Genomic DNA, 12,524 nt, shown 5'->3' with positions numbered 1-12,524 from the left:
TCAGCCGGCATCGAGATCGGCCAGATCCTCGTCGGTCAGCCGCAGCGCGCCCGCGGCGACGTTCTGTTCCAGATGCCCGACATCACCCGTGCCCGGGATGGCGAGCACGTGGTCGCCCTGCGCGAGCGTCCACGCGAGCCGGACCTGCGCCGACGTCACGCCGTGCCGCTCGGCGACCTTCGTCACCTGCTCGTCGACGCCGTTCTGCCCGCTGGCCACGGCGAAGAACGGCACGAACGCCACGCCGTGGGCGCCGCAGAGCTGCAGCAGCTCGTCGTCCTCGCGGCGCGCGGTGAGGCCGTACTGGTTCTGCACGCAGACGACCGGCGCGATCGCCCGCGCCTCGGCCAGGTGCTCGGGGCCGACGTTGGAGATGCCCAGCTCACGGATCATCCCGGCCTCCCGCAGCTCGGCGAGCGCGCCGAAGTGCTCGGCGATCGGGCCGGTGCCGCGGTCCAGCCCGCCGCCGATCCGCAGGTTGACGACGTCGATGTAGTCGCGGCCGAGCTGGCGCAGGTTCTCCTCGACCTGCCCGCGCAGCTGGTCCGGCCGGGCGTAGGGCAGCCACTCGCCCGACGCGTCGCGGCCGGGGCCGACCTTGGTGGTGAGCACGAGGTCGTCGCCGTACGGGGCGAGGGCGCTGGTGATCAGCTCGTTGGCCGAGCGGAGCGGGCTGAAGTAGAACGCGGCGGTGTCGATGTGGTTCACCCCGAGCTCGATGGCCCGGCGGAGCACGGCGATCAAGCCGGCGCGGTCCCGTGGCTCGCCGTCGCCGGACATCGGCAGGCGCATCGCGCCGAAACCGATCCGGTTCACGGTCACCGAGCCGAGCTGCCAAGTGCCCGCCGCGGCGGCGGGAAGTGCGGTCTGTGTCATGCCTCCAGCCTCGCGAGCCGCCCCCGGCGCCGCCCGTTTTGGCAGCAAGCTGCCAGCTTGATGACCCGGCAGTGGCACCGGAGCGGCCTCGGGGCGGACACTGGAGGGCGTGACCAAGGTCGAGGACGTCGTGACGGTGCGCGGGGACCGGGAGCTGTTCGAGCGCACCGGGCACCTGTTCGCCGCCGCCACCGAGATCGCGTGCGCCGCGAACGACATGCACACCTGGTCGGCCACCCGGCCGCCGACCAGGGTCGAGAGCGTGCGCGGTCGCAAGGTGCGCAAGGTCTACCTGCCCCGCGTGCTGCTCGACCCCGCCAGCGCGGCCCACCTGCGCGAGATCACCAGCCTGGGCGCGCAGGTGCGCATCACCGAGAGCGAGATCAACGAAACGATCATGCTCGACCGGCGCATCGCCATCCTCGCGGCGGAGGTGACGCCGGACGGGCGGAGCTACACCGTGCTGAGCCGGCCGGACCTGGTCAACGGCATCCGGTCGCTGTTCGAGGTGGCGTGGCGCTCGGCGACCGACCTCGCCACGTACGAGGTGCGCTTCGACGAGCTGCGGCAGTTCACCCCGCAGATCCTCGACCTGCTGTCTTCGGGCTGCACGGACGAGACGGCGGCCCGGACGATGGGCGTCGGGCTTCGCACGTACCGTCGTCGGGTGGCGGAGCTGATGGCCGCGCTCGGCGCGACGTCGCGTTTCCAGGCGGGCGCCCGCGCCCGGGAGGCCGGCCTGCTGTAACCGGCCCGCTGTGGACCGGCTTGCGTTCGACCGGCTTGCTGTCGACTGGCAACGGCCGAGCCCGCCCCGACCTGACACCGACGACCGGAGCCCCACCAGTCATGACCCAGCCGACCGACGGCCGTTGCCCCCGGCCGCACCCGAACCCCCGACCGGCCAAGGCCGTCACGGCGCTGGCCGCCGGCGCCGCGGTGCTCGCCCTCGCGGCCTGCGGCGGCCCCGCGACCGGGTCCGCGAACCCCCCGGCCGCGCCGGCGAGCCCGCCGGCCCCGGCGAACCTCGCGTACGTCGACGCCAAGGCGACCACCGACGCCGCGGACGGGGTGAAGAAGGCCGTCGAGACGGTCTTCAGCTACGACTCCACCCAGGCCGCCGCCGTGGTGAAGAACGAGCAGGAGTACCTCGCCGGCCCGGCCCGCGCGCAGTTCGACGAGACGTTCGCGCAGGTCAAGACCACTCCGGTGCAGACGCAGACGAAGGTGCTCGACTCCGGCGTGCTCGACCTGACCCGCACCAGCGCGAAGGTGCTGGTCATCGCCGGGCAGCAGAGCAGCGGGCAGAACGGGCAGAAGAACTCCGCCACCGCGATCATGCTGCTCACCGCGACGCCGGCGGGCGGGCACTGGCAGCTGTCGCAGATCGAGGTCTCGCCCAAGGCGGCCGCCGAGCCGGCGAGCGGCCGGCCCGGCACCCCGGCCGGCACCCGCGACCAGGTGCTCGCGGCGGCGCACAAGGCCGCCACGGTCCTGCTCACGGTCGACGCGAAGAACGCCGACGCCCTGTTCGACAGCTACGAATCCGTCGCCGCCGACCCGCTGCTGACGCAGTTCCGCCAGACCCGCGCGCACACCGTCGACAGCATGAAACAGAGCGGCGCCAAGGCTTCCCTCGACCCGCTGTCCATCGCCGCCGTCTCGTCGCTGAACGCCGACGGCACCCAGGCGGAGGTGCTGCTCGGCGGCATCGTCAACAGCCAGCAGCAGGGCGGCGCGCAGCAGCGTCAGATCCCGGCGCGGCTGACCATGGTCAAACAGGGCGCGACCTGGAAGGTGTCCGGGCTCAACACCGTGGCCCAGGGCTCCTGACTGAAAAGCTCGTGAGTGTTCATGACGGTTAGAACCGTCATGAACACTCACGAGCGGGTATCAGCGGCCCTGGTTGGCGACCGCGGCGGCGGCCTCTTCGGCGGCTTCCGGGTCGAGGTACAGCCCGCCCGGCTTGACCGGCTTCAGCTCGTCGGTCAGGTCGTAGCGCAGTGGGATCCCGGTCGGGATGTTCAGCGCCGCGATGTCCGCGTCGGAGATGCCGTCGAGGTGCTTGACCAGGGCGCGCAGCGAGTTGCCGTGCGCGGCGACCAGCACGTTCTTGCCCGCGCGCAGGTCCGGCACGATCGCGGACTCCCAGTACGGCAGCAGGCGCGCGACGACGTCCTTCAGGCACTCGGTCAGCGGGGCGGTGTCGCCGAGATCGGCGTACCGCGGGTCGCCGGCCTGGCTGAACTCGTCGGCCGGGTCGATCGCCGGCGGCGGCGTGTCGTACGAGCGGCGCCAGAGCATGAACTGCTCCTCGCCGAACTCGTCCAGCGTCTGCTTCTTGTTCTTGCCCTGCAACGCGCCGTAGTGGCGCTCGTTGAGCCGCCAGTCCCGCTTCACCGGGATCCAGTGGCGGTCGGCGGCGTCCAGCGCGATGTTCGAGGTGCTGATCGCGCGGCGCAGCAGCGAGGTGTGGACGACGTCCGGCAGCAGCCCCGCCTCGGCGAGCAGCTGCCCGCCCTGGCGGGCTTCGCGTTCACCCGTCTCCGAAAGCGGCACGTCCACCCAGCCGGTGAACAGGTTTTCCGCGTTCCACGTGCTCTGCCCGTGACGCAGCAGCACCAACGTCCCAAGTTCGGCCATAGCCCACAGCCTGCCAGAGCGGACCAGGACCCCGACTGGCACGTCGATTGAACGATGTTCTACGCAGAGTGTGTTACCCGAGGGTAACACCTCACCCGACCAGAATTCGGTCTGCCAACAAGGGCGCAAACGGGTGCAACGCGATGCGCACCGTTATCGCCAGATACAAAGTTCACTCGAACGGCGTAACCAGTAGTCTTGTGATTACAGGTGGACATCTGACAGGTTTGACATGTCCCGCTCAGCTGGATTCCACGCACTCCCCGGCTGACGGCGGGCTACGACCGCGGCTCGTCTCCCCCCCTGCCGAGCCGCGGCCCGCCGGCCCCGTTGGCATCCCCCTCGTCACCGGGTCCATCGGCGGGAACTTCAGCGGAGCGGCTCGAGATCGCGACTCCCCCCTCCCTCGAGCCGCTCCGCCTTTCCCGTTCACTCAACGGGTTCCGGCGGGTACTCCCCGGCTCCCGCCCGCCGCCGCTTCCGCAGCCACCAGCCCAGCAGCCCGAGTGGCAGGCCGATCAGCACGGCGAACGGCGCCACCGCACCGAGCACGGTCAGCAGCCCGCCGCCGAAGCCGAGGAACGCGTCCCAGCCGCCGGCCAGCCCGCCCAGGAACCCGCTCGAATCGTCGGTTGAGGTCGAAGGCACCCCGGCGGTCTCGGCCGTCACGGACAGCGCGACCGTGGCCATCGCGACGCTGCCGGACAGGGACTTCTGCTGCTGCTCGAGTGATTCCAGCGTCGCCTCGCGGTCGGTCAGCTCGCTCTCCACGGAGGCGATCTCCGAGACCGAAGTCGCCTTCGCCAGCAGCGCCCGGATCCGCTCGACGCTCGCGCGCTGCGTCGCCAGCCGCGCATCGGTGTCCACGACCTGAGCGGTGACGTCCTGCGCGCTCAGCTCACGCCGGGTCACCGTCCCGAGCGCGGCGAGCTGGTCGAGCACCCCGTCGAGCTTCTCGGCCGGCACGGCGAGGCTCAGCGTCGCCGAAGACGCGACCGTGCTCTCCTGCCCGGTGTAACCCCCGGCGCCCGCCGCGATCGCGCGCGCCTGGCTGACGAGGTCGTCCAGCTTCGGGGTCTTGACGTCGAGCCGCGCGCTGCGGGCGAGCTTGCGGTCGGTGGTCCCCGGCTGGCCGGCCGTCGGCGCCGGGGCTTTCGACGCACCCGGCTTCGGCACGGCGGGCGCCGCGCCCTCGTTCGCGGAGACCCCGCCGCCCGTGGCCGGCATCCCGCTGCTCGCGCTCTGCGGCGCGCTGGTGCTGGTGCACCCGGCGAGCACCAGCGCCAGCCCGGCGCCGGCGACCACCAGCGAGCGTCTCCATCGGCTGCTCATCCGTCTCTCCCTCCAGTAGGCGGGGGTGGGACGGCGGCGCGGTTCAGCGCCGTTGCACGCCGGGGGTCACGACTCGGTCAAGCCGGGCTCGTGCGGGGTCGCGGGCGCCATCAGGTGCTTGAACGCCTGGAGGTTCGCCAGCGACTCGCCGCGCGAGACCCGCCAGTCCCACTCGCGCTTGATCGAGGTGGCGAAGCCGATCTCCAGGATCGTGTTGAAGTCGCCGTCGGCGGCCTCCAGCACCTGGCCGAGGATCTTGTCCAGCTCGGCCTCGGTGACGGTCTCCTTGCCGAAGCGGCCGACCAGGTAGATGTCCCCCATACCGTCCACTGTGTAGTGCACGCCGTAGAGCCTGGCGTTGCGCTGCAACAGGAATCGGTAGACGGCCTCGTGCTCCTCGTCCGGGCGGCGGCAGACGAACGCCTCCACGGAGAAGGCGTGGTCGCCGTCCACCAGCCAGCAGTTGGTCTGCAGCTTCTTGGTCCCGGGCAGGGTGACGAAGTACTTGCCCTCGCCGCGGCGGTCGTACTTCAGCCCCGAATCGTCCAAAGTAGACTTGATCGTCGCGTCCAGGCTCACACCGCCACCTCCGTGCGCAGGTCGAGGGCGTTGCGGAACGCCAGGGTGGCCTGAGCATAGATGTCCAGCAGCGAGTCCGTGGTCCGGCGCCAGGAGAACCGGCGCGCGTGCTCGACGGCGTTCGCGGCCAGCTCACGGCGCCGGTCCGGGCGCAGCGCGAGCGCGGCCAGCGCGTCCGCCCACTCGGCCGCGCCGTGCGAGGGCACCAGCAGCCCGGAGACGCCGTGCACCACCGCGACCGGCAGCCCGCCGACCTCGGCGGCGACCACCGGCGTCCCGCACGCCTGGGCCTCCAGCGCGACCAGGCCGAACGACTCGTTGTAACTCGGCACCGCGACCAGGTCGGCCGCGCGGTAGACGTCCACCAGCGCCGCCCCCGGCTGCGGCGGCAGGAACCGCACCTGGTCCCGGATGCCGAGCGAGACGGCCAGCTCGCGCAGCGCCTGCGGCTGCTCCAGCCCGGTGCCGGACGGCCCGCCGACCACCAGCACCACCAGCCGCGGGGCCAGCTCCGGCCGTTTGCGCAGCAGCTCGGCGGCCGCGTGGAGCAGCACGTCCGGCGCCTTCAACGGCTGGATCCGGCCGGCGAACGCGAGCACCACCGCGTCCTGCGGCAGCCCGAGCGCCTGCCGCGCGAGCGCCTGCGAACCCGGGGTGAACCGTTCGAGGTCCACTCCCGGCGGCACGGCGTGCACGGCGTGCGGCTCGGCGCCGTACAGCTCGACCAGCTGGCGGGCCTCCACCGGGGTGTTCGCCACCAGGCAGTCGGCCTCGGCGACCACCTGCTCCTCGCCCATCACGCGGGTACGCGGCTCCGGCTTGTCGCCGTCGGCGAGCGCGGCGTTCTTGACCTTCGCCAGGGTGTGTGCGGTGTGCACCAGCGGCACGCCCCAGCGGTCGCGCGCGAGCCAGCCGACCTGGCCCGAGAGCCAGTAGTGCGAGTGGATCAGGTCGTAGTAACCCGGCTCGTGGAACGCCTCCGCCCGCAGCACGCCGGAGGTGAACGCGCACAGCTGCGCCGGCAGCTCGTCACGGCCCAGCGGCTCGAACGGCCCGGCCTGCACGTGCCGCACGGTGACCCCCGGCGCCAGCTCCGCGAGCGGCGGCTGGTCCGAGGACGTCGCCCGGGTGAACACCTCGACCTCGACGCCGCGGCGCGCCATTTCCTGCGCGGTCTGGCTGACGTACACGTTCATCCCGCCGGCGTCGCCCGTGCCGGGCTGCTCCAACGGCGAGGTGTGCACCGACAGCACCGCGATCCGGCGCGGCGCACGGCGAAATCCCTGAAGGGAGATGGTCACCTGGTCACTACTTTCCTGTGCGGCTGGCGGCTACTGGCCTGTCTGGCCGGCGAACTGCCGCAGCGCGGAGTTGAACTCCCCCGCGGCCTCCACGAACGGCAGATGCCCGGCCTCAACGAACCAACGCTGAACCGCCCCCGGAATCTTCCCGGCCGAATATTCCGCCGCCGCCGGGTCGACCACCGCGTCCGCCGTGCCGTGGACGACCAGCGCCGGCTTGTCCACCGCCTGGAGCACCCCGGCGCTCTCGACGTCCCGCTTGAACAGCGCGGCCCGGACGGCCGGCGGCACGGCCAGCGACGCGCCGAGCAGGTCCTGCGCATAGGTGCCGGGCACCGGGCCGGTCGCCATGGACCGGGTGAACTCGACCAGCGCGGGTACCGCGACCTCGGGGTCGTCGGACAGCGCGGCAGGCAGCGCGGCCCGCATAACGGCGCCGGTCTTGCCGCCCGCCCGGCCGCGGCCGATCTCGGTGATCGCGCCGACCAGCACGATCCCGGCCAGCCCGGCGGACCCGTGCACCCGCAGGTAGTCGGTGAGCACCAGGCCGCCGTAGGACCAGCCGACGACGATCGCGCCGGGGCCCGCGAAGTCGAGGACCGCGGCCAGGTCGTCAGCCCACTGGCGCGGATCGTCGTAGCCCGCGGCCGGCACGTCGGACGCGCCGTGACCGCGCAGGTCCATCGCGACCAGGCGGAACCGCTCGGTGAGCGCGGGATCCGCGAACTGCGCGGCCCACGCCCGGGACGACTGCGCCCAGCCGTGCACGAAGACCAGGGGACGCGAGTTCTGGGCACCTTCGACGCGCAGCGCGATGCGCACTCCGCTGGTGCCGACGACTTCGGTGTTCACGCCTTACTTGTTAGCAGACAGACCCCGCCAGGCGGACCAGTCGTAGAACCAGTCTTTGACGTCGGAGCCGGTCGGGCTGGACAGCCGCGAGCCGGTGACCTCCACCGGGTCGCCGATCAGCGCCGAGTCGAAGAAGTCCTTGGCGTCCGCGTCGAGCAGGTTGACGCAGCCGTGGGAGTTGTTGGTCTTGCCGATGGCCGCGGCGTTGTCCTGGTTTTCGTGGATGTACTCGCCGTGGTTGGAGATCCGGCAGGCCCACTTCTTGTTGACGTTCGTGTAGCCGTAGCGCGCGTTGTCGAACCGAGCGGTCGGCTCCTTGGACATCACGATGAACGTGCCGTTGGGGGTGTTGCGGTCCACGTCGCTGTCCAGGCCGTTGCTGCACGGGTAGCTCTTGTGCTCGGCGCCGCCGCGGTAGACCTTCATCGTGTGGTCCGGGGTGTTCACCTTGACCACCTGGTTGCGGCCGATCTTGAACTTCGTGGTGACGTCGGCCTTGCCGTACGAGCCGCCGCCCAGGTCGACGCCGTAGAGGTTCGCCTCCACGCTCACGGTGATGTTCTCCGGCCAGTACTCCTTGGGGCGCCAGTCGACCTGCGTCGCCGACAGCCAGCCCCACGAGCCCTCGACGTTGGAGTCGGTGGTCACCTTCAGCGCCTTCTCGACGGCCGCGCGGTCCTTCGGCGCCGAAGCGAACTTGACGCTGATCGGCATCGCGACGCCCACGTGCGCGTTGTCGGCGGGGTTCAGCGTGGCGCGCAGCTGCTTGGCCGGCGCGACGGTCTTGAACGAGCCCGTGAACTCGGCCGGGCGGTTGTCGGTGCCGGTCGCCTTCGCCGCGTACGTGTAGGTCTTGCCGTAGCCGAGCTGCTCGGAGCTGGTCCAGGTCAGGCCGTCAGCCGTCAGATCGCCCTTGACGTCCTCGCCGTCGGAGTTGGTGACCTTCACCTCGGTGAGCTTGCCTTCGGCCACCTTGACCACCACCGGCTCGCGCACGCTCGCGTCCTGGGCGTCGACGGCCGGGGTCGCGGTGATCTTCGCCACCGGTGCGACCGGCTTGCCCCCGTCGTCCCCGCTGCCGCCCTGCGGCACCGCGTTGCCGTCGTTGCTCCCGGAACACGCCGCCACCAGCGCGGCCGCCCCCGCGGCGAGCGCGGCTTTGAACACCGAGCGCCGTTCGATCACCGAAAAACCTCCCATAACCCCCGCACCGGCCGAAGCTTCCACGCTGATCAGCGCCGGTGAGCGACTCGACGTTACCTGCCGGGTGGGAGATCACCCGCTCCCGCCCTTGTCGACAAGACGTCTTGGCGGCTGCCCGGGTTGCCGGTGATGCCGGATTTCAGGCGGATTTCACGGCTGGTTCTCGGGGCTTAGAGCGTGCAGCCGATCAGCAGCGGCTCGGGGTGCAGCGTGACGCCGAAGCGCGCCTCGACGCCGTCGCGGACTTCGCGGGCGAGCGCGAGCAGGTCCGCCGTCGTGGCGCCGCCGCGGTTCGTGAGGGCGAGCGTGTGCTTCGTCGACAGCGAAACGCGGCCGCCTGGGCCGGGGTGGCCCTTCGCGAAGCCCGCGCGCTCGATCAGCCAGGCCGCGGACAGCTTCGCGCCGCCTTCGGCCGGGTACTGCGGGATCGCGACGTCCGCTCCGACCGCTTCGCCGATGCGCGCCAGCACCGCCTCGACGTCCCCGGACGGCACGATCGGATTGGTGAAGAACGAGCCCGCGCTCCACGTGTCGTGGTCGGCCGGGTCGAGCACCATGCCCTTGCCGCGGCGCAGGCCGAGGACGGCGTCGCGCGCGGCCGCGGCGGGGACCCTCGCGCCGATCTCGACGCCCAGCGTGCGCGCCAGCTCGGCGTACCGGACGGGCGCGGACTCGCCGCTGGGGTCCACCCGGAACCGCACGCTCAGCACCACGCCGGCGTCGGTGCCCTTGAGCACGCTGGTGCGGTAGGCGAAGCCGAGTTCGTCGGCCTTGACCGTGCGTACCTCGCGCGCAGCTCGGTCGTAAAGCTCCAGCGAGACGAGGGATTCGGCCACCTCGCAGCCGTACGCGCCGACGTTCTGGATCGGCGTCGCACCGACCGAGCCGGGGATGCCGGACAGGCACTCGAGCCCGCCGAGGCCCGCCTCGGCCAGGCCCGCGACGAACTCGTCCCAGCCCTGCCCGGCGGCCACCTCGACCACGTCGCCGTCGCGGGTCCAGCCGGTGTTCGCGACCTGGACGAGCGTGCCCGCGAAGCCCTCGTCGGCCACCACCAGGTTCGACCCGCCGCCGAGCAGCAGCACCGGTTCGCCGGCCTCGTCGGCCGCCCGCACGGCGGCGACGAGGTCTTCGCTGGTCCCGGCCCGCACGAACCGGCGGGCGGGCCCGCCGAGCCGCAGCGTCGTGTGCTCGGCGAGGCGGGGCTGGGCGGCGGGATCGGCGGGGTTCACGCTGGCCAAGATACTTGTGAGTGTTTATGCCGGTTCTAACCGTCCGGAACACTCACGAGTCTTTCAGGCCTGACGGTACTGTCCGGCGAATGGGATCCCGGATCGAGCACCGTGCAGAGTTCTCCGCCGGACTCGCGGCCGTCGTGGCCGCGGTGTCGGGTGAGGAGGCCCTGCTGGCGCGCCTCGAGGAGCTGGGCGGCGACAACGCCAAGCTCCTCTCGTACACCGCCGACGACAGCGGCGCGCGCTTCGAACTGCAGCACGGCATCAACGCGTCGCGGCTGCCGCAAGCCGTGCGCGCGCTGCACAAGGGCGACCTGATCGTCCGGCGGACCGAGGAATGGCGGCCCGACGGCGACGGCTACGCGGGCCGCATCGACGTGAACGTCAGCGGGGTGCCCGGCGAGATCACCGCGCGGACCTCGCTCAAGCCCGAGGGCGAGCGCGTGCGGTACCGCACCGACGGCGAGGTCACGGTCCGGATCCCGTTGTTCGGCGGCAAGATCGAGAGCGTGGTGGCGGAGCAGGTGACCACCCTCCTGCGGCGCGAGGCCGAGTTCACCGCGCGATGGCTGGCCGAGCACGCCTGAACCCGGTGGGCGCCCCGACGCGGGGCACCACCAACCCGAACCGGCTCCGGCGCGTCGACCGCTGGCTGGCCGGTGACGCAGCCGTCACCCGGCTGCTGCGCCGGGCCGCGGACCCGCTGGTGGTCGACCTCGGCTACGGCGCCTCGCCGGTCACCACCGTCGAGCTGGCCCGCTGGCTGCGCCGGGTGCGGACGGACGTCCGCGTGCTCGGGCTGGAACTCGACCCGGACCGCGTCGCCTACGCCCGCCCGGCCGCCGACCCACCACGCCTGGACTTCCGCCGCGGCGGCTTCGAACTCGCCGGCACGCGCCCGATCCTGGTGCGCGCGTTCAACGTCCTGCGGCAGTACGCCGAGCACGAGGTGCCCGGTGCGTGGGCGCTGATGCTGGCGAACATGCCCGCCGATGGACTACTTGTGGAGGGCACCTGCGACGAGATCGGCCGGCTGTCCACTTGGGTCACCGTCGCGGCAGACGGCCCGGTGTCACTGACCCTCTCGATGCGACTGGCCGACCTGGATCGTCCGTCCACTGTGGCTGAACGGTTGCCGAAAGTGCTGATCCATCGCAATGTTCCCGGTGAGCGCATCCACGAACTGTTGTCCACTATGGACTCCTGTTGGGCAGCTGCGGCGCCGCAGCGCTCGTTCGGCGTCCGCGCTCGTTGGACGGAAACGGTGCGCCGCCTCACCGCCCGCGGCTGGCCCCCACTGGGCCGCCCGGACCCGCCGCGGCTCGGCGAGCTGACCGTCCCGTGGGCCGCCGTCGCGCCGAAGTGATCACGTCGTCGATCCGTTGAGGCGCGCCCGAAGAGTCCCGCTTCGCGTGGCAGCATCGGGATCGACTGCGGGGAACCGATGGTCGCGCATGTGCGGCGGCCGTACCCCGGCCGGAGCCGGACCGGGTCGTGACGGCGCCGGGTGGGGACGCGCCGCGTGTTTGCCCGGATACACGGGGATCCGCACAGTGCGCTCGGCGGCGCTCTCCTCCGGAATGAACTTGGCCGGCTCCGCCGGGGCGGCTTTGGCCCGGATCGTGGGCAGGTGCCAGCCGAACAGCACCGCCGCCATCCGCGTGCCGAAGATGACGACCAGCGTGACGGGCGCCAGCACCGCGTGCGGCAGGTGGTTCAGATCACTCAGCGCCAAGAGCAGCGCCCCGCCGAACGCGGGGATCGCGTAGATCTCCCCGCGCACCACCGCCGGCACCCGCCCCAGGATCGCATCACGCACGAGGCCGCCGCCGATCCCGTTGACCAGCCCGATCACCGCGGCGGTGTAGTACGGCGTCCCGTGTTGCATCGCTTTGGTCGCACCGGTGACGGTGAACAACGCGAGCGCGACCGCGTCCGCGGCCTCCATCGGCAGCCGCAGCCGCGCGAGCTTCGAACGGAAGGCGCACACCAGCAGCGCGGTCGTGGCACAGACCACGAAGTACCAGGGCGTGACCAGCGGAACCGGCGGGAACACGCCCAGCAGCACGTCACGGAGGGTGCCGCCGCCGAGCGCGGTGACGATCGCCACCAGCACCGCCCCGAACAGGTCCAGCCGTGCCCGGACGGCGTCGACGGCCCCGGCGAACGCGCATCCGACGATGCCGATCGCTTCCAGGATGAGCACGGCGAAGACCAACCTTTACCAACAGAGATGCCGATGGTTCATGGTGATCGGCGACACGAGGAATGACCGGGAAATGGCCTCCGACGTCAAATTATCGGTGCTGGACCCGCGGTGCCACCCAGCCGAATTCTTCTGCCCTAAAGACTCAGGTTCGTTGTACGGGCGGGATTAGCTGGCCATTCGGAGAACCTGGCCGCGAAGTTCATCTCAATCCATCCTTTTGATAATTTCCGCTTGGCCATCGGTTCACCTTCTCCGGCAAGAAATAGCGACCGTCATTATCTGGACAATAAGGCG

Annotated in this window: 13 protein-coding genes; 4 read left to right on the top strand and 9 right to left on the bottom strand. The window is 71.5% G+C overall.

The annotated features are described in order from the left end of the window. On the bottom strand, positions 1 to 876 hold the full coding sequence (locus OG371_RS18145) for an oxidoreductase (RefSeq protein WP_329070744.1): 876 nt from the start codon (positions 874 to 876) through the stop codon (positions 1 to 3). Between the two features lie 109 nt (positions 877 to 985). Here OG371_RS18145 and OG371_RS18140 point away from each other — a divergent pair, with 109 nt between their 5' ends. Together OG371_RS18140 and OG371_RS18135 are read left to right on the top strand one after the other, a co-directional pair. Beyond that, complete coding sequence (locus OG371_RS18140) at positions 986 to 1,624, top strand: DNA-binding response regulator (RefSeq protein WP_329070743.1); 639 nt, start codon at positions 986 to 988, stop codon at positions 1,622 to 1,624. Between the two features lie 101 nt (positions 1,625 to 1,725). Beyond that, positions 1,726 to 2,709: a hypothetical protein gene (locus OG371_RS18135; RefSeq protein ID WP_329070741.1), complete on the top strand. Its 984-nt coding sequence runs from the start codon at positions 1,726 to 1,728 to the stop codon at positions 2,707 to 2,709. A 60-nt stretch (positions 2,710 to 2,769) separates the two neighbouring features. Here the strand turns inward: OG371_RS18135 and OG371_RS18130 are convergent, their stop codons facing one another. The 7 genes from OG371_RS18130 to OG371_RS18100 all read right to left on the bottom strand — a co-directional run bounded on the left by OG371_RS18130 (position 2,770) and on the right by OG371_RS18100 (position 10,018). After that, positions 2,770 to 3,519, bottom strand: coding sequence for a phosphoglyceromutase (locus OG371_RS18130; protein ID WP_315654017.1), 750 nt, complete (start codon positions 3,517 to 3,519; stop codon positions 2,770 to 2,772). 429 nt (positions 3,520 to 3,948) lie between these two features. Next, positions 3,949 to 4,851 carry a DUF4349 domain-containing protein gene (locus OG371_RS18125; protein ID WP_329070738.1) on the bottom strand — a complete coding sequence of 301 codons (903 nt, stop codon included), beginning with the start codon at positions 4,849 to 4,851 and terminating at the stop codon, positions 3,949 to 3,951. A gap of 66 nt (positions 4,852 to 4,917) precedes the next feature. Continuing rightward, positions 4,918 to 5,430 (bottom strand): YbjN domain-containing protein, encoded by a 513-nt coding sequence (locus OG371_RS18120; protein WP_329070736.1) that lies wholly within the window; start codon positions 5,428 to 5,430, stop codon positions 4,918 to 4,920. Further along, positions 5,427 to 6,731 (bottom strand): D-inositol-3-phosphate glycosyltransferase, encoded by a 1,305-nt coding sequence (mshA, locus tag OG371_RS18115; RefSeq protein ID WP_329070733.1) that lies wholly within the window; start codon positions 6,729 to 6,731, stop codon positions 5,427 to 5,429. The genes OG371_RS18120 and mshA overlap by 4 nt, the downstream gene beginning before the upstream one ends. Before the next feature lie 30 nt (positions 6,732 to 6,761). Continuing rightward, positions 6,762 to 7,583 (bottom strand): alpha/beta fold hydrolase, encoded by an 822-nt coding sequence (locus tag OG371_RS18110; RefSeq protein ID WP_329070731.1) that lies wholly within the window; start codon positions 7,581 to 7,583, stop codon positions 6,762 to 6,764. A 3-nt stretch (positions 7,584 to 7,586) separates the two neighbouring features. Next, positions 7,587 to 8,768, bottom strand: a complete 1,182-nt coding sequence (locus tag OG371_RS18105; protein WP_329070729.1) for a L,D-transpeptidase — start codon at positions 8,766 to 8,768, stop codon at positions 7,587 to 7,589. A 188-nt stretch (positions 8,769 to 8,956) separates the two neighbouring features. Then, positions 8,957 to 10,018 (bottom strand): UDP-N-acetylmuramate dehydrogenase, encoded by a 1,062-nt coding sequence (locus OG371_RS18100; RefSeq protein ID WP_329070727.1) that lies wholly within the window; start codon positions 10,016 to 10,018, stop codon positions 8,957 to 8,959. A gap of 89 nt (positions 10,019 to 10,107) precedes the next feature. Here OG371_RS18100 and OG371_RS18095 point away from each other — a divergent pair, with 89 nt between their 5' ends. Next, positions 10,108 to 10,608: a DUF2505 domain-containing protein gene (locus OG371_RS18095; protein WP_329070724.1), complete on the top strand. Its 501-nt coding sequence runs from the start codon at positions 10,108 to 10,110 to the stop codon at positions 10,606 to 10,608. Beyond that, positions 10,587 to 11,387 carry a class I SAM-dependent methyltransferase gene (locus tag OG371_RS18090; protein WP_329070723.1) on the top strand — a complete coding sequence of 267 codons (801 nt, stop codon included), beginning with the start codon at positions 10,587 to 10,589 and terminating at the stop codon, positions 11,385 to 11,387. The genes OG371_RS18095 and OG371_RS18090 overlap by 22 nt, the downstream gene beginning before the upstream one ends. On the opposite strand, the gene OG371_RS18085 is transcribed toward OG371_RS18090, so the two are convergent. Continuing rightward, on the bottom strand, positions 11,388 to 12,227 hold the full coding sequence (locus OG371_RS18085; RefSeq protein WP_329070721.1) for a trimeric intracellular cation channel family protein: 840 nt from the start codon (positions 12,225 to 12,227) through the stop codon (positions 11,388 to 11,390). Between the last annotated feature and the right edge of the window lie 297 nt (positions 12,228 to 12,524).

It is taken from the genome of Amycolatopsis sp. NBC_01480, assembly GCF_036227205.1.
GTDB lineage: Bacteria > Actinomycetota > Actinomycetes > Mycobacteriales > Pseudonocardiaceae > Amycolatopsis.
This window is presented reverse-complemented; position numbering and strand designations above follow the sequence as displayed.